We start from the raw sequence: 22,518 nt of genomic DNA on the forward strand, positions 1-22,518 counted from the left end.
ACGGTCAGCCGATACCGGCGAGCCCTCGGGCGCTGTGCCGACCCCTGCCGCGCGAGACCAGCAGCGGATCCCACACCGCCGGCCGGTCCGGCAGCCGTGCGGGGTCGCCGAGCACGGTGCCGGCATGCACCTCGGGCAGCAGACGCCGCTCGAGGATCTGGCCCGCGCAGCTGATCCCACTGACCGCCACCCCGGTGATCCCGCTGCCGTAGCGGGTGTTGGCACCCACGACGAAGAGCCCGTCGACTGTCGTCCGGGTGTCGGGGCGCCCCGAGCCACCACCCCACTGCGCCATGCCGAACGGCGTGCCGGCGGTGGACAGCGTGTACCGCTCGTGCGTCAGCGGGGTGCCGAGTTCGACGTGTGCCAGGTCGTCCCGGAACGGTCCCAGGACGCGTTCGGCACTGTCGAGCATCTGCTCGGTCATCCGCTTCTTGCTCTCGAGGTAGGTGGGGTTGCGACGGTAGCGCGTGCCATGCGTCGGCCCCTCCTCGACACCCCAGGGGGCGTAGTCCGAGGGGCAGAGCGTCATCGCCTGGAAGTTGGTGTGGCCGGGTGGGCAGACCGCTGTGGAGTCCGGGTCCTTGTGCGACGCGAAGGACAGGAAGAGGAACGGGACGTCGTCCGGGCCCTCGGCCGCGAGCTGCTTGTAGTAGTCGTCGACGTCGACGTCGTACCACCAGACGTTGGCGTTGCGCCGCTGCGGCAGAGGGCGCTTGAGCCCCAGGTAGAGCGTCACGAACGGCATGCCCATGGTGGCCGCGCGGGTGCGCTTGACCACACCGGCGGGAAAGTGCTCCGGACCGACCAGTTCCAGCACGGTGCGACGGTAGTCCGCGTTGGATACCACGAGCGGGGCGCTGATGTGCTCCCGCTCGCCACGGATCCGGACGCCGGTGACCCTGCCACCCTCCACGACGATCTGCTCCACCCGGCACCGGGTACGCAGCTCGCCGCCGTTCGCCTCGATGACCTCCACCAGCGAAGCGGCGAGAACCTGACCGCCACCCTCCGGGTAGTAGGCGCCACGCAGGTAGTGGTCGGTCACCATGGCGTGGGTGCCGACGGTGGCCTGGGCCGGGCCCATTCCGTAATTCGGGGACTGAGCCGCGAGGATCGACCGGGCCGCCGCGGAGAGCGCGCAGTGGTCGAACAGCTCCGCCAACGAGCGGCGGGACCAGGCCACCGTGGCCGGGGTGGCGGCGATCAGCTCCTGGATGGCCATCTCGACCGGGGAGAGCAGGGTCTCGCGCATCTCGGCGCCCACGGCGGAGCAGATGTCCACGAAGGTGTTCAGTCCCGCGGCCTCCTCCGGCAGCGTGGCCACCAACCGCTCGCGGTACGCCTGCCACCCCGCTGGCATGTCCATCGTCAGGCCCGGCAGCTCGATCCGGTCGAAGCCGTCCTGGTCCATCTCCAGGAACCGCACCCGACCGCCGAGGCCGACCCCGGCGAGGATGGCTGGCAGCACCCCATCCGGCCCACAGTCGCCCAGGTAGTGCACACCCACGTCGAACTCGTAGGCGCGTCGACGCCGGAAGACGTGGCTGTTGCCACCCGCCACGTCGTGCTGCTCGGTGACGAGCACACGGCGGCCGTCGGCGGCCAGGTACGCGGCGCACACCAGGCCGCCGAGCCCCGCGCCGACGACGACGGCGTCCCACTGCTGTGCCGACATGTCACCCTCCTCCGGCGCCACGGACGCCACTCAGGCACACCCGCCGGCCGGGCCACCGTCGGCGCCGGGGGCGGAGAACGACGGCGCCGCCTCGTAGTCCCACCAGGGCGCGCCGACCTCGGTCAGCTCGACACCCCGTACGGCGGCCACCCAGGTGCGGAGACGGTCCAGGCCGAAGAACTTGTCCCGGCCGTACGCGAAGAAGGGCACCCCGAAGAGCCCGTCCTTCCAGGAGGCGCGCAGGCACTCCACGCCACGCTCGCGCAGCTGCGGATCGTCGCAGGCGGCAGCGAGCCGGTCACCGTCGAGACCCAACTCGTCGCCGATCTCGGCCACCGTCGTCCGCAGCGAGACGTCGCGACCCTCCTGCCAGCGCGCCCGGTACACCAGGTCGACGAAGTCGCGTCCCCTGCCGGCGTCGTCGGCGAGCAGATAGGCGAGGTGGGGAATCTCCCAGACCGGGTCCTTGTCGATCGGCCACGTGACGTCCCAACCCCGGGCCCTGGTCAACCGGCGTACGTCCTGCAGGATGTAGAAGTTCTTCGCCCTCGACATCGCCACGATCGGCAGTTCGATCTTCGCCGCGGTCAGCAGCGCGGTCGTCGTCTCGTCGGGCTCCCAGAACGGGACCCACTCGGCCGCGTCGGCCACGTCCGGGAAGTGTTCGGTCAGGTCCCGGTACGCCAGCCACGAGTACGGGCTGCGCAGCGAGAAGAAGAACCTCGGCCGCTTCTGGGTCTTCATTGTCGTCCTCTTCTGGTCGCGGGCTCTGCGGGGTGGCGCGTCACAGGGCGATACCGCCGTCGACGTGCAGGACGGCGCCGGTGACGTAGGAGGCACGGTCGGAGGCGAGGTAGGACACCAGGCCGGCGACGTCCTCGGCGGAGCCCATCCGGCCCAACGCGATGGACTGGCGGGCGCGTTCCTTGACCTTCTCGGCCAGGTCGGCGGTCATGTCGGTCTCGATGTATCCGGGCGCGACGGCGTTGACCCGGATGTTGTAGCGGCCGACCTCCTTGGCCAGCGCCTTGCTGAAGCCGATGATCCCCGCCTTGGCGGCGGCGTAGTTCGTCTGTGAGGCGTTGCCGTACACGCCCGCGACCGAGGACATCGTGACGATGCAGCCCGAGCGACGCTTCATCATGTCGAACGCCACGGCCCGGCAGACGTTGAAGACGCCGTTGAGGTTGACGTCGATCACCTCGCGCCACTGCTCGTCGCTCATCAGCGCCAACGCCCGGTCGCGGGTGATGCCCGCCGAGGTCACCGCCGCGGAGATGGGTCCCAGTTCGTCGTCGGTCTCGGCCACGAACGCCTTCACCGCCGCGGCGTCGGACACGTCGACCCGCCGGGACAACGTCCGGTGGCCCCGCTCCGACAGGAGCTTCTCCAACTCGCGCGCCGCCTCGTCGTCGCTGCGGTAGCAGAAGGCGACGGCGAAGCCGTCGGCGGCGAGAGCCTCCACCACCGCCCGGCCGATTCCCCGGGTGCCGCCGGTGACCAGGGCCACCCGGGACGCGTTCTCTGACATTGCGCTCCTCCGTTGTCGTTGCGGCGCGTCTCACCACGCTCCGTGGTTCACTCCGGCACGCGTAGTTGGTCCGCCGACCGGTAGGCCAGGACGCAGCGGCCGACGGTGACGACGACGTCGTCCCCCACCGAACTGCTGCCCTCGAAGAGCAGGGTCTCGCCGACGGCGCGGGACAGCACCACCTCGTGCCGGACCAGGTCACCCGGGTAGACCCGACTGTGGAACTCGACGCCGCTGAGCGAGCCGGCCAGCATCACCTGGTCGTCGCCGGCGCGCACCGCCTCGGCGCCGGAACCCGCCAGCAACCCCGCGGACTGCATCCAGGACTCGACGAGCAACGTCGCGGGGTACGCCAGTTCCGCCTCGCCGGCCCCGGCGTCGAGCCCCGCGTAGCAGGGCTCGTTACAGGTGACCGCCTTCGTCGCCACCAACCGACGTCCGGGCTCCACCTCCAGCACCCGGTCGACCAGCAGGATCGGGTACCGGTGCGGAAGCAGACGGCGGATCGCGACAGCGTCCAGCCCGGAACTCAGCACAGCTGCACCACCGCGCAACCGGCCGACCCGTCACTGTCCAGCGCGGTGATCACCGCGTGCCGTCCCTGTACGCCGGAGGTCCAGGTCGCCTCGGCCAGCACGGCCGCGAGCTGGAATCCGGCGCACGCGGCCCCGGTGTCGCCGACCGCTGCCAGGCAGTCGACACGGTACGGCTGGTGGCCGGCGAAGAGCTTGTCCAGGACCTCCCACTCGGTGGTGTCCGGACCCTGGGTCGAGGTGCCCGCCGCGATGGCCCACACGTCTTCCCCGAGGATTCCCGCGCGGTCCAGCGCCCGCCGTACACACAGCTCGACGGCCTGCGCGGGGGACCTGCCGTCGTGCGTGGCGAACTCGACGGCAACGAGCCGGGCCAGCTCGGCGCGGACCGGCGCGGCCGGATCGCCGCTGGCGCCGTCCGCGACCGCCCCGCCGGACCCCGCGTCCAACCGGAGCAACACGCAGCCCTCCCCCAGCGGCGGCGCGCCGTTGGTCAACGAACCCGCGCGCCACTCCCACCAGGCGCGGGCGGACGAGAACTCCTCGGCCGCGCCGCAGAGCACCGTGCGCGCGCGGTCCGCGGCGAGCAGTCGCCGCGCGTACATGAGCGCGGACAACGTCGACGTACGGCCGGCAGCCACCGTCGCGTTCGGGCCCCGCAGGCCGTAGCGCATCGCGCACTGGCCGGCCGAGGAGTTCATGATGGCGTTGGGAATGTGCGCGGTCTCGATGTAGAAGGGCTTCTCGTGGATCAGCGTGTCCCGCGTGATGTCCGACATGCTCTGCTGGCTGCCCGTGGTCGTGCCGAGCACCACCGCCACGCGCTCCCCCGGTGGGAGATCGCCGGCTCCGACCAGATGACCGGCCGCGACCACGGCCAGTCCGGTCAGCCGGTCCATTCCCCGGGTGCCGCGGCGGCCGAGCACGTCACGCTGGACGAAGTCCGGCACCATCCCCACGCTCTGCCCCGGCGGCACACCGTCGACGTCCCCCGGCGCGCTCAGCACCGGGCGGCCGGAGCGCAGCCCCGCCGCGAAGTCGCCGACGCCGATCCCGAAGGGCGACACGGCCGCCCACGCCGAGATGACCGGAGCGGGCACGGAAACTCTGCTCATCTCACTCCGTGCCCGTCCGGCTGCCTTCGAGCGCGCGCAGGACCCGGTCGTCGAAGTTCACCAACCGGCCCTCACGGCCGTTCTCGACCACGCCGTACGCGTGGGTGATCGTCCCGGTGGCGGTGTGCAGGAGGCGACCCTCGCGCAGCACGTAGCAGTCCATGGTGGAGGTGTAGAGAAGGTCCTTGAAGATCGATTCGACGGTGTAGACGGTGTAGAGCTCCTCCTCCATGACCGTCTCGTCGAGAATCCGCACGTGCGAGCGGGTCACGGCGGGAATCCAGTTCCGCTCGTCGAGCATCGGCTTGATCGACAGGCCGCGCGCCGCGAGGAAGCGGTCCACGACCTCCTCCATCTGCCGCAGGTAGCCCGACATCTGCACACGCTCGAAGAAGTGGCAGTAGAAGTAGGGCATCCGCCACTTCCAGCCGAACGCGTTGCGGCCCTCGGTCAGTCGGGCGATCACCGGGTCGTCGCTCACGCCCCGGTCCGTGCTGAGCTCCTGAGCCGTGGCGTGACCGACCGCCGGAGCGGCGTCGAACGACTCGGCCACCTGGTTGCCGATGTGGTCGGTGACGAACCGGCCGAGCTCCTCGGGGATCGGGTCCGGGTCGGTGACCCGGTCGTCGCGGCGCAGCACGGCGCGCGCCGTGGAGGTGACCGCCTTCTTCTCGGCGTCGTCCCGGACGACCCGGATCTGCACCTTGAACACGAACTCGGTGCTGTCGGACGGCGTGTGCGGCACGACCTCGACCGCCGCGATGTCGTCGACCAGCAGTGCGGTCTGCAGGCGGGTGTCCAGCTCCAGCAGGTCGAAGCCCAGGCCGTGCTCGTCGTAGAGCCGCCCGACCGGCGCGCCCGCCGCCCGAAAGTGCTCGATGATGCCCTGCTCGATGAGGTAGTTGACGTGCTTGAACCCGATGATCGTGCCGATGTTGGCACCCTCGTAACCAGGTCGGAGTTCGCTTGTGGTCGACGTTTCCAGCAGGTTCTTGACGACGCTGTCGGGCAGTTCCGCCACGGGTGGGGCCTCTCTCGTCATGCCGCGCCGGTCGGGCACGGGCTGGCTAGTACGACTGACATCAGGTGGCTGCGCAGAACGCCCGCGAACCAGTCCACGTCTTCGAGCATCGGGAAGTGACCGCAGCGCGCGCTGACGGCGAGCGAGCCCGAAGGCAGCGCGCCGGCGAGCCGCTCGGATTCCGGGGCTGAGTGATCCCGACCGCCCGCCACCACCAGCACGGGCATCCCCAACCCGTCGAGTCGCAACCAGGGGGTACGCAGGTAGGTGTCGGACACCCGCAGCCAGCCGTACGGTCCGACCTGGTCGCAGACCCGCTCCGCCATGGCGTGCACCATGTCGGGCGCGGTGCCGGGACGGGCCTGAACGGCGATGCCCTCGCGCATGACCCGCACGAAGTCGTCGTAGAGCGCCGGCACCGTGTCGCCACGGAACTCGGCGGGCGCTCCCCGGTAGAAGGGGGCGACCAGCACCAGTCCGCGGATCTGCTCCCGCAGGTCGCGACCGGCGTCCTCGGTCAACAACCGGAGCACCACGTTCGAGGTGAAGGAATGCGCCACCACGACGTCGAAGCCGCCGGGCACCGCGGTGAGGGCCTCTCGAACCGGCGACAGCAGATCGAGACTGTGCCCCCAGTCCGGTGGTCCGTCCGATCGCCACGGCAGGTCGGCGGTCCAGATCTCGCCGAGCAGTCCACGGTCCTGCGCCACCAGCCGGGACCAGACGCCGGAGTTGTTGGCCAGACCGTGCAGCAGCAGCATCCGGCCGTCGCGCCCCTCGTCGACACGGCCGTGCCGCACCACGACGGAGGGACGTCCCGGACCCGCGTGGGGCTTGTTCCCGACGACCATGGCTCCTCGCTCAGTCGGTGGGTCTCAGGAGCCCGGCTGGTGCTTGCCGAGCACCACCACGGCGTTGTTACCGCCGAACGCGAGACCGTTGTTCTGTACGACCCGCAGGTCCGCCCGCACCGCCTCGTTCGGCACGCAGTCGATCGGGCACTGCGGGTCCGTCTCGACGTGGTTGATGGTGGGCGGGATGAACCCCTGGTCGATGGCGAGGGCACAGCCGATCGCGCTCAGCGCGCTGGCGGCGCCCATGGTGTGGCCCAGCATCGACTTCATCGAGATCGTCCGCGGGGCCTCGGCACCGAAGACCCGACGGATCGCCTGGGATTCCGTGACGTCGTTGGCCTTGGTGCCGGTGCCGTGCGCGGAGATCAGGTCGACCTGCCCCGGCTTGACGCCGGCGTTCTCCAGTGCCAGCGCCATGCACCGCGCGACGCTCTCCTCGTTGGGCGCCACCTGGTGGTACGCGTCGCAGTTGAGCCCGTACCCCAGCACCTCGGCATAGATCCGGGCGCCGCGCGCCCGCGCCGACGAGAGACGCTCCAGCATGAGCATGCCGGAGCCCTCGCCGGTGAGGATGCCCTTGCGTCCCTTGTCGAAGGGCTGGCACATCTCCGGCGCGATGGTGCCGAGTCGGTAGAACCCCGCGAAGGTCTTCCGGCTCATCGCGTCCGCACCCCCGCAGAGGGCGAAATCCACCTCTCCGGTCCGAACCGCGTCATAGCCGTACCCGATGGCGTAGTTACCGGCCGCGCACGCCGTCGACAACGTCACTGCCTCGACGTCGACAAGCCGCAACTCCTGAGCCACCGACGCCGACAGCCGTCCCGCCCGGATGCGCCGGGCGTGCCGCGGGTCGATGCCGGCGTCCCCACCGTCGAGCTGGTTCTGCACCAGTCGCTCCAGGTCGAACGACTCGCCGTCGGTGGTGCCCACCGAGATCAGGCCGCGGGCGTCGCGCAGCTCGTCCAGCGGGAGACCGGCGTCCTGCACGGCCATGCGCGCCGCGGCGGTGGAGAACTGGCTCGCCCGGCCGAGCTGCTCGACCGGCAGGTTGTGCACCCATTCGGCGGGGTCGAAACCGACGACCTCGCAGCCGATGGAGTGCGCGAAGCCCGTCGTGTCGAACGCCGAGATCGGACGGGCGCCGGAGCGGCCCTGACGCAGGCCGTCGGCGAAGTCGACAGCGCCGACACCGATGCTGGAGATGACCCCGAAGCCGGTCAGCACCACCCGATGCGACTCGTTCTGCGTTTCCATGCCGCGCGACCCGGCGAAGGACATGATGGGCTCCCCGTCGAAATGGTGTTGGTATCCCGATCAGCGGATCCGGATTACCAGCCGGCGGCCTCACCCACGACTTCGCGAACACCCTTGAGATTGACCATCCGCGCCATTTCCGACTGGTCGATCACCACGCCGAATTCCTTCTCCAGCGAGGCCAGGATCTCGATCGCCCGAAGCGAGTCGGCACCGTGGTCCTCGTTGAACAGGCTGGTCTCGGTCACCTCGTCCTCGTCGAGCTCAAGAATCTCACAAACGATTTCCTTGAGCTTCATGTCGCGCTGCTCGTCGATCGTGGACACGTTGAACTCCTCTCGCCGCACCACCTTGGCGCCGGCTAGCTCACGGGGGACGGCACGCGCGGCATTCTGCGCCACCTTCGACGGCGCGGAAAGCTTGTGCCCACTCCTGGTGTTTCCTCGACAATTGACCGGCCAGGACCCAGCCGATCTATTGTCAGCGAGCCTAGGAGGTATTCAGATACCAGCCAGGCCCCTATCGAACACTTCTATCCGCACGTGCCGCGCCGGACGTTTCCGAATGGGCGCGATAGCGGAGACGTACCTGCGCGACGGTCGCGCGTGGGCCCCGCACCTGGCTCGCACAGGTCCAGAAACCGTCGGACCGGCGCCAGCGCATGGTGATCTCAAGATCGTCGCCGGGATGCACCGCTCCGGAGAACCGGACCGACTCCATGGCCATCAGTTCGAGTCGCCAGCCCTGCGGGGCGGTCGCGGCGGCACCGCGGTGCACACACTCCACCACGCAGACGCCGGGAAAGATCGGAAAATTCGGGTAGTGGCCCGCGAAGACGGGCTCACTCGGGTCGATGGTCACGGCCACAACCGAAGTGAGGCCCTCCTCGGGCGCCGCATCCTCCGCCCCGGCGGCTCGCACCACCCGCACCGCCCCGACCACAGGTCCGGCCTGGACCGGGTGGACGTGCTGGCCTGTCGCCATGGCGGAACTCCTCGAAGGGCGGCGTGGAAGATTCCGGTCCATCCGCGACAGTCCGGAACAGACGGTGAGCGTACGGAGCCCGCCGGGGGCGAACCACCGCAGCTCAGAAAGTTCGATGCGAGGGCGCTCGGGGGGCCGCCCGGCTCCTCAACAGCAGCACGGGGGCTCATGATGGAGCCATGGGAGTGCACACAGCGGGCCGACGTCCATCGCGCTCCGAGCAGTGGTCGGGTGACGGGATCGGCCACGGCGTGGGGGAACGATGACACTCGTCGGCCAGATCGGCCTGTTCGTGCTCGGCGACATCGCCTTCGTGTTGCTCTACACCGCGCTGGCTGTCGGCGCGCGCCGACTGCTCGGGTTGCGGGTGCGGACCCTGCGCACCGTGGTGGCCGCTACCGTCGGTTGGCTGAGCAGCGTCATGTTCGTCCAACTGGTCAGCCCTTCGGGGCTGCGCGGCGCAATGATCACCATCGTGCTCGGGCTGTCCCTGTTCACCACCATGATCTTTCTGGTGATCGCCGAAGTCCTGTTGCCCAACGGTCTGCGACCTCTGACCTGGAGCCGTGACCTGCGGGGCCGCCTCGCCCGGATCCGCCGCTACCAGCAGGTCGGCGCGATCATCATGCGTCACCGCCTGAGCCGGCTCTTCATGTCGATGCGCACCGGGGATCAGTTGACCACCGCCCAGCGGCAGGAGCGGGCCGCGTCGCTACGCGCGGCGCTGGAGGAGTGCGGCGTCACGTCGGTGAAGCTGGGTCAGACGCTGTCCGCCCGTCATGACCTGCTTCCGAACGAGTACATCGTGGAACTGAGCAAACTGCACGACAACGTTCCACCAAGCGACTGGGAGGACGTACGCGCGATCCTCACCGAGGACCTCGGCGCCCCGCCGGAGGACATCTTCGCCGAGTTCGACACCACACCCATCGCGGCAGCCTCCATCGCCCAGGTGCACCGGGCCACGCTCCAGTGCGGGACCAGGGTCGCTGTCAAGGTTCGTCGTCCCGGGATCGAGATCGCGGCCGAGAACGACCTGAGCATCGTCCGCCGTCTCGCGAAGACACTCGAGGCCCGTACCGACTGGGGCCGGCGGGTGGGCGCGATGGCACTGGCCGAGGGGTTCAGCACGGCGCTCCGGGAGGAGCTGGACTTCCGCACCGAGGCCCGCAACATCACCACCATCGCGGCGGCGATCCGGGCTCGACACCGACGCCCTCGGGTCCGGCCGCCATCGGTCGTGGAGCCGTACTGCACCACCCGCGTGCTCGTGATGGAGTACCTCGACGGGGTGCCCGTCGGCTCGGCCACCGGCATCCTGTCCGACCCCACCGTCGACCGGCGGGCGCTCGCCACCGATCTGATGACCTCGGTGCTGGAGCAGATCCTGCTGGACGGCACATTCCACTGCGACCCGCACCCCGGCAACGTTCTCGTGTTACCGGACGGCGGGCTCGGGCTGCTCGACTACGGCGTCGTGGGTCGACTCGACCCGATGATGCAGGACTCGGTGCAGCAACTGCTCCTCGCCATCGACCGCAACGACCGTGCCGGCGCCACCGACGCGCTACTGGAAATCCTCACCCAGACCGGCGACATCGACAAACAGCGCCTGGAGCGGGCCGTCGGCCAGTTCATCACCCGCCACGTCGCCCTCGGCAACGCCGGGCTCGACATGATCACCGAGCTGATGCGCCTGGTCACCGGCTACGGGTTGAGCGTGCCGCCGGAGGCCGCCGCGATGTTCCGCACGCTCGCCACGCTCCAGGGGACGCTGAACCGTCTCGACCCGTCGTTCGACCTCTTCGAGGAGTCCCGAGCCTTCGCCAGCCGCCAGCACATCCGGTTCCGGGCGGTCGCGGACGCCGCGCAGGGCGTCGGTGAGGACATGATGGCGATCCTGCCACTGCTGCGCCGGCTCCCCCGGCGGTTGGACCGGATCACCACCGCCCTGGAGCAGGGTCAGTTCCGCATGTCGGTCAGTCTCTTCGCGCACGAACGCGACCGTCGGCACATCACCAGTCTGGTGCACCAGACACTGCTCGCCTTTCTCGCCGCGGCGACCGGCGTCATCGCCGCGATGCTGTTGGGCAACAGCGGTGGCCCGCAGGTCACGACGGACATCAGTCTGTTCTCGGTCTTCGGCTACAACCTGCTGATCGTGAGCGTGGTGCTGATGCTGCGCACGCTCGTCAAGATCTTCCGCCGGGAGTCCTGAGTTTCACGGATTCGATCGGTCCTTGGTACAACCCACCGGACCACCGAAACTCGCGGGTGACGCGGGTCTTCTCGGCATGGCCTGTGATCCCATCGCATCCCCTTCGGGAGGACGTTCAGCCATGGTCGCAGCGCCAGCCGCTCCCCGCGCCACCATCCGGTCCTGGTCGGCGGTGTCACCCTTCGGGTACGGACGGGACACCTTCGTCGACGGGCTGCGGACCGCCCGGGACACGGCAGTCGCTCCCGACCCGCTGCACTGGGACGTCCCGGACACCAGGGCCCATCTGGTGCCCGACTTCGACGCCCGCACGGTCCTGGGAAAGAAGGGCACCCGTTCGATGGACCGGGCCACCGCCCTCGCCGTCACCGCCGTCCGTCAACTGATCGATTCCGACGCTGGCGCCGAACAGCCCGACGCCGACGAGACCGCGCTCGTTCTCGGCACCACGGGCGGCAGTTCGCACAGCATCGCCACGTTCGCTCGCGACGGGCTGACGGCGGCGAAGCCATACCTGGTCGACCCGGCCCGGTTTCCCAACGCGGTGATGAACTGCGCTGCCGGCACCACGGCGATCTGGCACGCGTTGCGCGGGCCGAACACGACGATCGCCGCCGGCCGGGTGTCCGGCCTGCACGCGCTCTCCTACTCGCTGCGCCTTCTCGGCGTCAGCCGGGCCGCCGCCGTGTTGTGCGGGGCGGTCGAGGAGTACTCACCGACGCGGTCCTGGATCGAGGGCGCCGACCCGGACGACGGCACTGTCCTCGGCGAGGGTTGCGCCATGCTAAGCATCCACCCGGCCAGCGCCGACGGTGACGGCGCGGCGGGTCTGGCCGACGTGCTGACCGTCGACTTCGGCGTCTTCGACGACGATCCGGCAACCGTCCTGGCCGCGTGCCTGCGCCGGGCGGTGACGCGTGCGGGTGTCAGCGCGGCGGACATCTGGGCCCTGTCCCCCGGTGCGCCGGGGGGCGACCTCGCCGGGGCGGAGGACCGCGCCCTCGCGGCGGTCTTCGGCGATGCCACTGCCGTACGCGTTCCGGCCCTGTTCGGTGACACCGGCGCCGCCGCGGTGCCGTTCCAGATCGTCACCGCCCTCGCCCTCGCCCAGGACCGGCCGGAGGCGTCCGGCAGAGTCGCCGTCGTCACCGCCCTCGACGTGGACGGTCAGGCCGGCTGCGCGCTACTGCGGCTTCGCTGAACACGCCCTGCGCCCGTACACCGCAGAGAAGCCGGCCGTGGCAGACGGCCGGCTTCTTTCGGCGCGCGGACCCGCCGGAGGCTCCCGCCGACGGCCGCGGGTGATCCCGGCGCCCGCACGGCGCGGGACCACCCGCGGTGATCGCCTACTCGTAGCTGATCGCGTCGAGCACCTTGAGCTTGGCGGCACGGCCGCCCGGACCGAGGGCGGCCAGCCAACCCACCACCAGGGCAGCCACCAGGTACACCACCAGCAGGGTCCACGGCACCGACAGCGCGGTGATGCCCTGGCCCCGCAGCCCCTTCACCACCGCGATGCCCAGAAGCGTGCCGAGCAGCACACCGGTGAGTGCGCCGAACAGCGAGATCAGGATCGACTCGGTGGTCACCATCCTGCGGACCTGGCCGCGGAACATCCCGATGGCGCGCAGCATGCCGAGCTCGCGGGTGCGCTCCAGCACGGAGAGCACGAGGATGTTCACCACACCGAGGATGGCGATGATCATCGCCACCGCGAGTAGTAGCTGAACCACCAGGATGATCGTCCCGATGCCGTTACCGACGGTCTCGACCAGCTCCTTCTTCGTCTGGATCTCCACCTCGGGGCTGTCCGCCAGCAGCGACTCCACGGCCGGCTTCGCCCGATCGGCGGAGACGCCGTCACGCAGGTCGATGTACGCCTGGCTCGGCTGGTCGGTGCGGAAGCCGGCCTGGGCCGTCGACCACGGCACCGTCAGCATGTCGGCGACCGTGGTGTTCTCGTAGACACCGGCCACCGGCAAGGTCACCGCGTCACCACGGGCCAGCTGGACCGTGATCTGGTCGCCCACCTTCAGCTTGAGCCGTTCGGCGGTCGACTCGTTCATCATGGCGCCGGTCGCGCTGGGCGAACCCTCGATGAATCTCATGCCGACGATCGCCGCGGCGGCCGCCTGGTCGTCCCAGGAGAGCAGATACTGCCTCTTGCCGTCGACCTCACCGTACTCGGCAGCGTAGCCGGCCACCGAGGCCACGTCGGGCAACGCGCGGATCTGCCGCAACGCCTCCGGACTGACAGTGGGCGGGACGCTACCGCTGCTCAGGCTGACGACCGAGAGATCCGCGCTGATCTTGTCGTTCACGGCGGTGGTGGCGCTGTCCTGCAGCGACCTCATGACGGTGCTCATCCCGGCGACCAACGCGACGCCGATCATGAGAGAAGCCGCCGTGGCGGCCGTGCGCCGCGGGTGACGTACGGCGTTCAGCCAGCCGAGGCGGGCCGTCGTGGACCGGGCCACCGGTTTCGCGAGCAGGTCGACCACCGGCCGGGTGAAGGCAGGGATGAGGATCGCGATCGCCACGAACGCGAACAGGACACCGGCGAAGAGCGCCGGAAGCGCCTCGCCCGCGATGCCCAGCGCCAGCAGGGCCACGCCGATGACCAGCAGCACCAGCCCGGCGATGGTCTGCTTACGGCCGGGGCGCTCGTCCGCCACGGCCGCCGCCTCCCGCATGGCGGCGACGGGCGGAACCCGGGAGGCGCGCACGGCGGGCAGCATGGCGGCCAACGTGGTCACACCGACGCCGAGAAGGAACGAGACCACCAGGGCCAGCACCGGAACGGAGAAGCCGTCGACCGACAGGCCGCTGTCCTCGCCGGCCACGGCACCCGCGACCACCCGCCCGAGCAGCAGCCCCAGCGCCGCACCCAGAATCCAGGCCACCAGGCCCAGCAGGCTCGCCTCCAGCAGGACCGAGCGGCGGACCTGCCTGCGCGAGGCGCCGATGGCCCGCAGCAGAGCGAGCTCGCGGGTTCGCTGCGCCACGACGACGGAGAACGCGTTGACGATCAGGAAGACACCGACGAGCACGGCCACCGCGGCGAAGCCGATCAGGAGTGAGGTGATCGTGGTCAGCAGGCCCTTGCTCGAACCTGCCTGGTCCTCGGCGAGCTCCTTGCCGGTACGCACCTCGAAGCCGTCACCGAGAGCAGCGCTCACGTCCTTCTTGAGCGCTGCGGCGTCCGTACCCGGGGCGGGGCTCACGTTCACGGCGCTGTAACCGCCCGCCGTGCCGAGCATCAACTCCTGGGCGACCGGCTCGGTGAAGGACACGGTCTGTTCGCCGGCGACGAAGTCGCGACGGCCGTCGTACGTGGCGACGCCGACGACTGTGAACTCCCGACGCGGCTGGAGGGTCAGGACACCGGCCCTGTCGCCGGGTCGCAGGCCGGTCTTGTCGGCCAGCGCCGCGTTGATGACGATCTCGTCGGGATTCTGTGGCGCGTGGCCCGACTGGAGTTCGGGCGCTCCCCACGCGTCGTTCCAGGCCTGGCCGAAGCGCTGCGACGAACCGCTGGGGACCTTGCCGTCCTTGCCGATCAGCCGGGCGCCCGGCACGCGTACCACGCCCGTGGCGTCGCCGACACCCGCGATGCCCTTCACCCGGGCGACAGTGGCCGCGTCGAGAGGCTTCGGAGCGGCCGTGTCGACCGTGTCGGCGAGCGGCGCCTTCGCGGTCACCTGTAGGCCGACGTCGCCGTAGGCGGTGTCGTAGGCCGACGAGAACGCCTTGCTCAGGGTGGAGTTGAGCGTCAACGCCCCGGAGACGAAGGCCACGCCGAGCACGATGGCCAGCGCGGACAGCACCAGCCGTAGCTTCCTGGCGAGCAGGCTCTTGAGGGTCGCACGGAACATCAGAGCCTCGCCGACGTCGCGGAGTCGGGACGGTCGAGGTCCTTGAGCGTGTCGAGGACCGTGTCGGCGGTGGGCTTCTCCAGCTCGCTGACGATGCGACCGTCGGCGAGAAAGACGACGCGGTGCGCGTAGGTGGCGGCCACCGGGTCGTGGGTGACCATCACGATGGACTGACCGAGGTCGTCCACCGACGTGCGCAGGAACTGGAGGACCTCGGCCCCCGCGCGGGAGTCCAGGTTACCGGTGGGCTCGTCCGCGAAGACGATCTCCGGCTTGGAGAGGAGCGCGCGAGCGCACGCCACGCGCTGCTGCTGGCCGCCGGAGAGCTGGGACGGACGGTGGTTCAGGCGCTCGTTCAGACCGACCGCGTCGACCACCCGATCGAACCAGGCCGGATCGGGCTGACGGCCGGCGATGGCCAGCGGCAGTTCGATGTTGTCCTTCGCGCTCAACGTCGGAAGGAGGTTGAACTGCTGGAAGATAAAACCGATCTTGTCACGGCGCAGGGCGGTCAACTGCTTGTCGTTCATGCCGGTGATCGACGTGTCACCGATGAAGACGTCGCCATCGGTGACCGAGTCGAGGCCGGCAAGACAGTGCATGAGGGTGCTCTTGCCGGAACCGGACGGGCCCATGATGGCGGTGAACTTCCCGGCCGCGATCTCGAGGTCCACACCACGAAGCGCGGCTACCTCCGTCTCCCCGCCGCCATATGTCTTGCGCACTCCTACGGCACGGGCAGCCGTAGCCGCCGGTGACACCGCCTCTGAGACCACAGTAGATCCTTCCATCGTTGCCATCGACATCAGGCATACCGGACGCTGCTCCACAGAAGCCCTGGTGATTCGAAATCCTTTATCCGGTCTCGGTCCCGGCGGCCGGTCGGTCGGACGCGACCGGCGCGTACCGACATTTTCGATTCTTCGTTGCGCGCTGTTCCCGCGGCGGCGGCACGGCTTACCTGGAGCGCAGACCCGGCCAGGTCCGTGCCCGAGCGGCACGTCGCGTCGCGGAGAGGGACGGTCCGATTGCGCCAGCGCACGCCAACTCCGCGGGTGACCCCTGGACGGGCGCTGCCCACGCCCGCTCTCCACCGCCTGCTGGTCGCCGAGACCGAGCATCCCGCCTGGGCTGGCCCCGCCTGGTCCACGCCCGGATCCGTCTCGGAACCACCGGTCGCCGTCGGGCCCCAGGCACAGGTCCACCGTGCCGTCTGGTCGGACGGGCGGGACGTCGCGGTCAAGATCCAACATCCCGGCGCCCGGGCCCGGGTCGGTGAGAACCGCGCCCGGATGAGCCGGATGGCCGTCCTGCTGCGGATGATGAGCCCGCACACGAGCGCCGAGGCACTGATGGACGAGCTCCAGCAGGCGGCGCTCGCCGAACTCGACTTCCGGCAGGAGGCGGCGAACCAGCAGGCGTTCTCCGTGGCGTACCGCGACGACCCGGAGATCTTCGTACCCGAGGTGGTCTACGCGAGCGATCGGCTGCTGGTCACCTCCTGGGTCGCCGGTGTTCCGCTCGCCGAGGTCATCGACCACGGACCGCGGTCGCTGCGCGACCGCACCGGCAGGATTCTGACCAGCCTGCAGCTCGACGCGCCCGCGCGGGTCGGTCTGCTGCACGCCGACCCGGCGCGGGACAACCTACGGCTGCTGAACGACGGGCGGCTGGCGGTCCTCGACTTCGGCGCGGTCGCGCGGTTACCAGCGGGCCTGCCGCCCGAGTTCGGGGAGCTGCTGCGGGCGGCCGTCGACCGCGACGGTCACCGGCTTCGAACGATCCTGGGACGCCTCGGCGTCGTCGCGGACGGACCAGGCCCCGATCCGCAGACCCTGCTCACCCTCGCCGAGGCGACGGTGCTGCCCGCCCTGCAACCCGGTTTCCGGTTCGACAGCGGGTGGCTGCGCCGGCGCGTCGTCGCGCTGATGTTCAACAGACGCAACGTGTCCGTCGTTCGCCACCTACGCATGCCTCCCGGTCATCTCCTGCTGTCGAGAGCGATCGTGGGGACGGTGGACACCCTCTGCGCGTTGGAGGCGAGCACCGACTACCGCGCGGCCCTGACCCGGTGGCTTCCCGGCTTCGCGCCCACCGATCCCCGGACCGAGAGGACCGGCTGAGCCGGGCCGCCGGGACGGCGCACCCCGCCCCGGAGGGCCGGCTGGTCGCGGCACGCCGAATTGGGCAGGACGCGAAGAGGGTCGCATCGAACGTTTCGATGCGACCCGAGGGCACGCCGGACGCGGTCCGTGGGCCCCGCCCGGCGTGGCCGGCTCAGCGGGCGTTGACCGCTGTGGCCTCCGCAGCCCGGGTGGGGGACGCCCCACCGACCTGCTCGGCGATCATCGCGACGAGGCGGTCCAGACCGGTCTCGATCGACTCGGGAGTCAGCGCACTGATCGACAACCGCAGCTCGTTCGTCGGTTCGGGCGACTCGTAGAAGTGCGCCATCGGCGTCCAGATCACCTGGTGCCTCCGCGCCGAGTGCTCCAGCAACTCGTTACCCACCGGCACCGGCAGGCTCACCACCAGGAAGAAGCCGCCGGACGGGGCGTTGACCCGCACCAGGCCGTCGAGGCCGGCCCGCGCCAGACGGTCGGTCAGGCCCGAGCGCACGCCGGCAAGGTTGCGGCGGTAGAGGTCACGCTCACGCCGGTTCGCCTCGGCGAGACTGAATCCGCTCTCCAACAGGGCGCCGGCGATCAACGCCTGGGTGAAGGGCGCGGTGTTCACAGTCACCATGCTCTTCACCTTCGCCAACTCGTCGGCGAGCAGACCGGACGAGCCGTCCTCGGCGGCGACCCGTTGGTCGGCGACCACGTAACCCACCCGGGCGCCCGGGAAGACCGTCTTGGCGAACGAGCCGAGGTAGATGACCTGCCGGTCGTGGTCGAGGGCCTTGAGGGTCGGCGGCCGCGGGCCGCCGTCGTTGAACAGGCCGTACGGGTTGTCCTCGAGCAACAGGATGTCCTCGGACGCCGCGAGGTCGAGGAGCCGCCGGCGGGCCGGCACGTCGATGGTGAGTCCGGACGGGTTGGCGAAATCCGGCATGACGTAGCAGAGCCTCGGCCGCATTCCCTGCTGCCGTGCCCGCCGGATCGCGGTGGCAAGCGCGTCCAGCTCGATGCCCTCCGGGCCGCCGGCCACCGGGACCACCGGCATGTCGACCAGTCGGGCCGCGCCGGTGAAGCCGACGTAGGTCGGACTCACGGCGAGGGCGACGTCGCGCTCGTCACGCCGGAACGCGCGCAGCACCAGCAGCATCGCCTCCTGGCACCCGACGGTGACGACCACCGACTCCGGGTCGACGGCGATGCCCTCGTCGGCGCTCAGATGGGCGGCGATCAGCGGGTTGATCAGACCCTTCGTGTTGCCGTACTGGAACAGCGCCCGCGCCACCTGCGCGGGCGTCATCGAGCGCTCCTCCCGCAGGTAGGTGTGGTAGCGCTGCAGGTACCGGGAGACCGACCCGACGTCGAAGTAGGACTCGGTGGGCCGCCCGGCGGCGAAGGAGACCGCCTCCGGGTAGCGACCGGCGATCTCGTTGAGGAAGTTCATCGACTCCAGGACCGGGTCGGCGAGTCCCGCGAAGAGATCCGCGACCCGCAGGTCCGCCTCGACCGTCACCGCCCACCTCCCGGTCTCGCCGCGGCCGCCAGCGTCCGCAGCTGTCGAATCGACGACGGGTCGGCACAACCGGCCAGCGCCATCGCGTTGTCGAACTCGTCGCGCAGCAGGCTCAGCACGTGCGTGACACCGGACTCCCCACCCAGGGCCAGGCCCCAGCACACCGGACGGCCGAGCAGCACGCCGTGCGCGCCCAGCGCCAGAGCCTTGAGGACGTCGTTGCCCGATCGGATGCCGCCGTCGATCAGCACCTGGGCGCTGTCGTCGAGCGCGTCCACGATAGCGGGTAACACCTCGATACTGGCGGGAGCGCCATCGAGCTGACGCCCGCCGTGGTTGGACACCACGATCGCGGCGGCGCCCACGTGCGCGGCCTGCCGGGCGTCCTGCACGTCGAGCACGCCCTTCACCACCAGTGGCAGGCGGGTGCTCCCCGCCAGCCGGGCGAGGTCGGCCCAGGAGAATGACGGGTCGAACGCGGCGGCGGTGTGCGCGGAGATCGACGACGCGCCGGCGGTCAGGTTGGTGGGCGCCTGCTGATCGAAGTGCGCGGCGCGGACGCCGGCCGGCAGGGTGAACCCCCGACGCAGGTCCCGCACGCGTCGACCCATCGCCGGCATGTCCACGCTGACCACCAGGGCTTCACAACCCACGGCCTCGGCCCGGCGCAGCAGGTCCGTCATCCGGTCGCGGTCCTTGAGCCAGTACAGCTGCAACCAGAGGGAGCCTCCGCAGGCCGCCAGGTCCTCCAGCGGCGTGCTGCTGAGCAGGCTGACCACGTAGGGCACGCCGGCGACCGCCGCCGCGCGGGCCACGGCCAGCTCGCCGTGCGGATGGAAGAGCTTCTGGTACGCGATCGGCGCCACGGCCACCGGCATCCGGGCGTCCGCGTCCACCAGCCGGCAGTCCAACGAGCGCTCGCGCACGCCGGCAAGCACGCGTGGCACGACGGCGAGCGCGTCGAGGGCCGTCCGATTGGCCCTCAGGGTCACCTCCTGGCCGCTGCCACCGGCCAGGTAGTCCCAGACGTCGGCCGGCGTCCGGAGCATCGCCTCCGCCTCGGCCTGCGCCACCGACACGATCGAGCTGAGATCCGCCGGCCCGGCAGTGCGACCCCCGCGGTCCGTCGGCTCGTCCGGTTGACCCACCGAGCGGGGACCGGCACCGCCGGATGCGGCGGTGCCGGGCTCCGGGATCGGGTAGAGCTTCGTCACTGGTGCTCCTGCTTGCTCCGCTGCAACTCGACAGCCTCGTAGAGCGCCTTGATGTTGCCACTGCCGAAGGTGCGCGCCCCGGCCCGCTCGATGATCTCCATGAAGAAGGTGTTCTTCGGGTGGGTCGAACGGGCGAAGATCTGGTAGAGCTGGCCGTCGTGGTCCTCGTCGACCAACAGGTTCAGCTCGCGCAACTCCCCCACCTCGTGACGGGTCAGCTCGAGGCGCTGCGCCAGCAGGTCGTAGTACGTGCCCGGAGTCACGAGGAACTCGACCCCCCGCTCCGCGAGGGTCCCCACCGATCGCACGATGTCGTCGGTGGTGAGCGCGACATGCTGCACCCCGGCGCCACCGTGGTTCTTGATGAACTGGTCGATCTGACCGGGGTCGCAGGTGACGTCGGGCTCGATCAGGGTCAGGGTGACCGCGCCGGAGCGGCTCTGCACGACCTTGGAGAGCATCGCCTGGCTCCCCACCACGATGCGCTCCTCGAAGATGTTCGCGAAGTCCAGCACCGAGACGTAGAAGTCCACGGTCGGTTCGAGCTGGCCCGACTCCAGGCAGACCGCGAAGTGGTCGATCTCGCGCAACCCGACGCTGGCCTGTTCGGTCACCCGTGCGGACGCCTCGAAGCCCGGCGGAAGACTCGCGGAGCCGTCACGGTACTCGACGAAGGTGTGCACCACGTCACCGAAGCCGGCGATCGCCGCCGTCACCCGGCCGTCGTGTTCGGTCGGACCGCTGATCGGGCGGGCGCCGCGACGCACCGCCTCGGCGAACGCGGCGGCGGCGTCACCGGTGCGCAGCGCGATGTCGGCCACGCCGTCCCCGTGCTGTTCCAGGTAGGCCGCGCCAGGGTGGTCACGGATCAGCGGCTCGGTGAAGACCATCCGGATCCCGTTGGAGATCAGCGCGATCGACGTCGCGTCACCCGTGCCGCCGGGCTGCTCCCCCGTGCGCACGAGATCCAACCCGTACCGCTGCCCGAAGTCGGCGGCCGTAGCCGCCACGTCACGCACGTAGAACCGGATGTGGTCCACGCTCAGCTGGTCGAACGTCGATTCCTGTCGTCCGGCAGTCACATTCCTTGCCTTTCTCCTGTCGATACGTCGTACGCCAGAACTGGGGCCGCCGACGCTGGGAAAAGAACTGGCAATTGCGGAGACGGTGGCTGATTGGTCCGGCGAGGAGGACGGACTCGAATCGCTGGAAGGCGAGTGCTGAGGCGAACGGGCGGTCACCTTCACCTCCGCCAGCGGCAGCCTAGGGAGATGCGGGTACGGGCAGCTCACCAGATCGAAAATTTCGAGCCGACACACCCCTGGTTGGGACCGGCGACGAGCATTACGGCGAAATGACATCCGCGATCCGGCGCGACCGGGTGGCGCACGATCGAGGAGCGATATGCGCAGGCGAAAAACGCCGACGCGCGGCGCCGGAATCATCCCCGGCCCGTTGGACTGGCGGCGACGGTGGCCCGACTGGGCCGGCTACGCGGCGAGCGGTTGGGCCGTGGCACACGGCGGTGCCGTGCTGGCCGGGATCGGCCGGGGTAACCGTTACCGGGGCGTCCCCGGCGGTAGGTGGGTGGCGGGCGGCGTGTTGGCGGCCTCGGCGGTCGCGGCCGCCGCGTCGGTGCGACCGTGGGGTCGCAGGATGCCGTCCCCGGCGGTCTCGACCGGCATGTGGGGCTCCACCGCCGTCACCGGGGCGGGCAGCGCCTTCCTGCTGCTCTACCTGCTCGAACTGGCGGTCAAGGGCACCGTGACCGACCGCGACCGCAACACCGACTGGCCGGGATTCGCCGACCGGCTCAGCTGGACGGCCGGGGCCGCGCTCTTCACCGGGGCGTCGATCGCGTGGCGCCGGCGCACCCGGGACGTGTGTGTCTACTGCGGCAAGGACCACCCCGACGGCGACGTCGCCGGGGTGGAGTATCCGACACCCGAGCCGCCCAAGCCCTGGGTGCGCTACCTCGCCTACGCCGGCTGCGCCGGACTGACGCCGTACGCCGTGATGCACCTGCTGGTGGCGAACGGCCGACAGCCGTTCGGCCTGAAACGCGAGGACATCATCGAGGGTGGGGCGGGCGGGGCCTGGTTGGAGATGCACGGCATCCCGTGGGTGGACATCGCGGCGGGACTGGGCGGATTCCTCCTGCTCGGGCTCACCCACCCCTGGGGCGAGCGCTTCCCGGGCTGGACGATGCCGCTGGCCGGGCACCGCGTGCCGCGCTTCCTCCCACTGATCCCCGCCTGGGTGACCGGACCGACGTTGGCCATCTACGGCATCGTCGGCGGCAGCTTCACCGCGCTGGCGGCGGCCGGCCTGGCCCGCGGTGACTGGGAGGCCGACCGGCTCCGCCTGGCCGGTGTGGCGATGACGGCGTTCGGCACGTTCGGAACGGCGCTGACCGTCGCCGCCTGGTCGTACCAGCAGCGCACCCGCCCGCACTGCGTCCTGGCCCCGGCCGTGGTCGATCAGGTCACGGCGCCACCGGTCAGGGTCGAACGCTTTCGATTCTTGAACGTAGGAGTCAGGACCCTCCGGGCCCTGCTCAAAATGGCCGCGACGAGACATCGGGCCAGGTGACGACAACAGAGGTGGTGGG

The 22,518-nt window shown here is 70.3% G+C and carries 17 protein-coding genes and 2 pseudogenes; 4 read left to right on the forward strand and 15 right to left on the reverse strand.

All coding sequences use genetic code 11. The features are described 5' to 3' along the window. Positions 1 to 4 precede the first annotated feature (4 nt). The 10 genes from O7634_RS28945 to O7634_RS28990 form a co-directional block, all read right to left on the reverse strand. Positions 5 to 1,678, reverse strand: coding sequence for an NAD(P)/FAD-dependent oxidoreductase (locus O7634_RS28945; RefSeq protein ID WP_278153301.1), 1,674 nt, complete (start codon positions 1,676 to 1,678; stop codon positions 5 to 7). Positions 1,679 to 1,708: 30 nt separating this feature from the next. Further along, the gene (locus tag O7634_RS28950; protein WP_278153302.1) at positions 1,709 to 2,422 is read right to left on the reverse strand and encodes a DsbA family protein; all 714 of its coding nucleotides are present in this window, start codon (positions 2,420 to 2,422) and stop codon (positions 1,709 to 1,711) included. A 40-nt stretch (positions 2,423 to 2,462) separates the two neighbouring features. Next, complete coding sequence (fabG, locus tag O7634_RS28955) at positions 2,463 to 3,209, reverse strand: 3-oxoacyl-[acyl-carrier-protein] reductase (protein ID WP_278153303.1); 747 nt, start codon at positions 3,207 to 3,209, stop codon at positions 2,463 to 2,465. Between the two features lie 47 nt (positions 3,210 to 3,256). Further along, on the reverse strand, positions 3,257 to 3,745 hold the full coding sequence (locus O7634_RS28960) for a beta-hydroxyacyl-ACP dehydratase (protein WP_278153304.1): 489 nt from the start codon (positions 3,743 to 3,745) through the stop codon (positions 3,257 to 3,259). After that, positions 3,739 to 4,857, reverse strand: coding sequence for a beta-ketoacyl synthase N-terminal-like domain-containing protein (locus O7634_RS28965; RefSeq protein ID WP_278153305.1), 1,119 nt, complete (start codon positions 4,855 to 4,857; stop codon positions 3,739 to 3,741). Before O7634_RS28965 ends, O7634_RS28960 begins: the two co-directional genes overlap by 7 nt. A 1-nt stretch (position 4,858) precedes the next feature. Further along, on the reverse strand, positions 4,859 to 5,899 hold the full coding sequence (locus O7634_RS28970) for a thioesterase (protein ID WP_278153306.1): 1,041 nt from the start codon (positions 5,897 to 5,899) through the stop codon (positions 4,859 to 4,861). Continuing rightward, positions 5,896 to 6,678 (reverse strand): alpha/beta hydrolase, encoded by a 783-nt coding sequence (locus O7634_RS28975; RefSeq protein ID WP_278153307.1) that lies wholly within the window; start codon positions 6,676 to 6,678, stop codon positions 5,896 to 5,898. The genes O7634_RS28970 and O7634_RS28975 overlap by 4 nt, the downstream gene beginning before the upstream one ends. A 75-nt stretch (positions 6,679 to 6,753) precedes the next feature. Then, positions 6,754 to 7,986, reverse strand: coding sequence for a beta-ketoacyl-[acyl-carrier-protein] synthase family protein (locus tag O7634_RS28980; protein WP_278153308.1), 1,233 nt, complete (start codon positions 7,984 to 7,986; stop codon positions 6,754 to 6,756). Between the two features lie 74 nt (positions 7,987 to 8,060). Further along, complete coding sequence (locus tag O7634_RS28985; RefSeq protein WP_278154105.1) at positions 8,061 to 8,285, reverse strand: acyl carrier protein; 225 nt, start codon at positions 8,283 to 8,285, stop codon at positions 8,061 to 8,063. Positions 8,286 to 8,505: 220 nt separating this feature from the next. Beyond that, complete coding sequence (locus tag O7634_RS28990) at positions 8,506 to 8,970, reverse strand: hypothetical protein (protein WP_278153309.1); 465 nt, start codon at positions 8,968 to 8,970, stop codon at positions 8,506 to 8,508. A gap of 262 nt (positions 8,971 to 9,232) precedes the next feature. Between O7634_RS28990 and O7634_RS28995 the strand changes: the two genes are divergently transcribed. Together O7634_RS28995 and O7634_RS29000 are read left to right on the forward strand one after the other, a co-directional pair. Then, positions 9,233 to 11,188 carry an AarF/UbiB family protein gene (locus tag O7634_RS28995; RefSeq protein WP_278153310.1) on the forward strand — a complete coding sequence of 652 codons (1,956 nt, stop codon included), beginning with the start codon at positions 9,233 to 9,235 and terminating at the stop codon, positions 11,186 to 11,188. Between the two features lie 121 nt (positions 11,189 to 11,309). Next, entirely contained in the window at positions 11,310 to 12,389 is a 1,080-nt protein-coding gene (locus tag O7634_RS29000; RefSeq protein WP_278153311.1) for a beta-ketoacyl synthase N-terminal-like domain-containing protein, read from the forward strand. Positions 12,390 to 12,534: 145 nt separating this feature from the next. Here the strand turns inward: O7634_RS29000 and O7634_RS29005 are convergent, their stop codons facing one another. Together O7634_RS29005 and O7634_RS29010 are read right to left on the reverse strand one after the other, a co-directional pair. After that, positions 12,535 to 15,063, reverse strand: a complete 2,529-nt coding sequence (locus O7634_RS29005; protein WP_278153312.1) for an ABC transporter permease — start codon at positions 15,061 to 15,063, stop codon at positions 12,535 to 12,537. Then, the gene (locus tag O7634_RS29010; RefSeq protein WP_278154106.1) at positions 15,063 to 15,854 is read right to left on the reverse strand and encodes an ABC transporter ATP-binding protein; all 792 of its coding nucleotides are present in this window, start codon (positions 15,852 to 15,854) and stop codon (positions 15,063 to 15,065) included. The genes O7634_RS29005 and O7634_RS29010 overlap by 1 nt, the downstream gene beginning before the upstream one ends. A 264-nt stretch (positions 15,855 to 16,118) precedes the next feature. On the opposite strand from O7634_RS29010, the gene O7634_RS29015 reads away from it, so the two are divergent. Next, complete coding sequence (locus O7634_RS29015) at positions 16,119 to 17,186, forward strand: AarF/UbiB family protein (RefSeq protein WP_278153313.1); 1,068 nt, start codon at positions 16,119 to 16,121, stop codon at positions 17,184 to 17,186. Positions 17,187 to 17,340: 154 nt separating this feature from the next. Here O7634_RS29015 and O7634_RS29020 read toward each other — a convergent pair. The 3 genes and pseudogenes from O7634_RS29020 to hppD all read right to left on the reverse strand — a co-directional run bounded on the left by O7634_RS29020 (position 17,341) and on the right by hppD (position 20,989). Continuing rightward, positions 17,341 to 18,743: pseudogene (locus tag O7634_RS29020) on the reverse strand (PLP-dependent aminotransferase family protein). A gap of 51 nt (positions 18,744 to 18,794) precedes the next feature. Further along, positions 18,795 to 19,742, reverse strand: a pseudogene (locus tag O7634_RS29025) (alpha-hydroxy acid oxidase); the annotation flags it as partial. A 161-nt stretch (positions 19,743 to 19,903) separates the two neighbouring features. Further along, on the reverse strand, positions 19,904 to 20,989 hold the full coding sequence (gene hppD / locus O7634_RS29030) for a 4-hydroxyphenylpyruvate dioxygenase (RefSeq protein ID WP_278153316.1): 1,086 nt from the start codon (positions 20,987 to 20,989) through the stop codon (positions 19,904 to 19,906). 322 nt (positions 20,990 to 21,311) lie between these two features. Here hppD and O7634_RS29035 point away from each other — a divergent pair, with 322 nt between their 5' ends. Further along, entirely contained in the window at positions 21,312 to 22,499 is a 1,188-nt protein-coding gene (locus O7634_RS29035) for a hypothetical protein (RefSeq protein ID WP_278153317.1), read from the forward strand. Positions 22,500 to 22,518 lie beyond the last annotated feature (19 nt).

Origin of the sequence: Micromonospora sp. WMMD1120 (assembly GCF_029626235.1) — a bacterium.
GTDB lineage: Bacteria > Actinomycetota > Actinomycetes > Mycobacteriales > Micromonosporaceae > Micromonospora.

Bases quoted from the DNA above. Each gene is read 5' to 3' on its own strand.
- O7634_RS28990 (WP_278153309.1), bottom strand. From the start codon at position 8,970: ATGGCGACAGGCCAGCACGTCCACCCGGTCCAGGCCGGACCTGTGGTC.
- O7634_RS28995 (WP_278153310.1), top strand. From the start codon at position 9,233: ATGACACTCGTCGGCCAGATCGGCCTGTTCGTGCTCGGCGACATCGCC.
- O7634_RS28950 (WP_278153302.1), bottom strand. From the start codon at position 2,422: ATGAAGACCCAGAAGCGGCCGAGGTTCTTCTTCTCGCTGCGCAGCCCG.
- O7634_RS29005 (WP_278153312.1), bottom strand. From the start codon at position 15,063: ATGTTCCGTGCGACCCTCAAGAGCCTGCTCGCCAGGAAGCTACGGCTG.
- O7634_RS28970 (WP_278153306.1), bottom strand. From the start codon at position 5,899: ATGACGAGAGAGGCCCCACCCGTGGCGGAACTGCCCGACAGCGTCGTC.
- O7634_RS28965 (WP_278153305.1), bottom strand. From the start codon at position 4,857: ATGAGCAGAGTTTCCGTGCCCGCTCCGGTCATCTCGGCGTGGGCGGCC.
- O7634_RS29035 (WP_278153317.1), top strand. From the start codon at position 21,312: ATGCGCAGGCGAAAAACGCCGACGCGCGGCGCCGGAATCATCCCCGGC.
- O7634_RS28980 (WP_278153308.1), bottom strand. From the start codon at position 7,986: ATGGAAACGCAGAACGAGTCGCATCGGGTGGTGCTGACCGGCTTCGGG.
- O7634_RS29000 (WP_278153311.1), top strand. From the start codon at position 11,310: ATGGTCGCAGCGCCAGCCGCTCCCCGCGCCACCATCCGGTCCTGGTCG.
- O7634_RS28945 (WP_278153301.1), bottom strand. From the start codon at position 1,678: ATGTCGGCACAGCAGTGGGACGCCGTCGTCGTCGGCGCGGGGCTCGGC.
- O7634_RS29010 (WP_278154106.1), bottom strand. From the start codon at position 15,854: ATGGAAGGATCTACTGTGGTCTCAGAGGCGGTGTCACCGGCGGCTACG.
- fabG (WP_278153303.1), bottom strand. From the start codon at position 3,209: ATGTCAGAGAACGCGTCCCGGGTGGCCCTGGTCACCGGCGGCACCCGG.
- O7634_RS28985 (WP_278154105.1), bottom strand. From the start codon at position 8,285: ATGAAGCTCAAGGAAATCGTTTGTGAGATTCTTGAGCTCGACGAGGAC.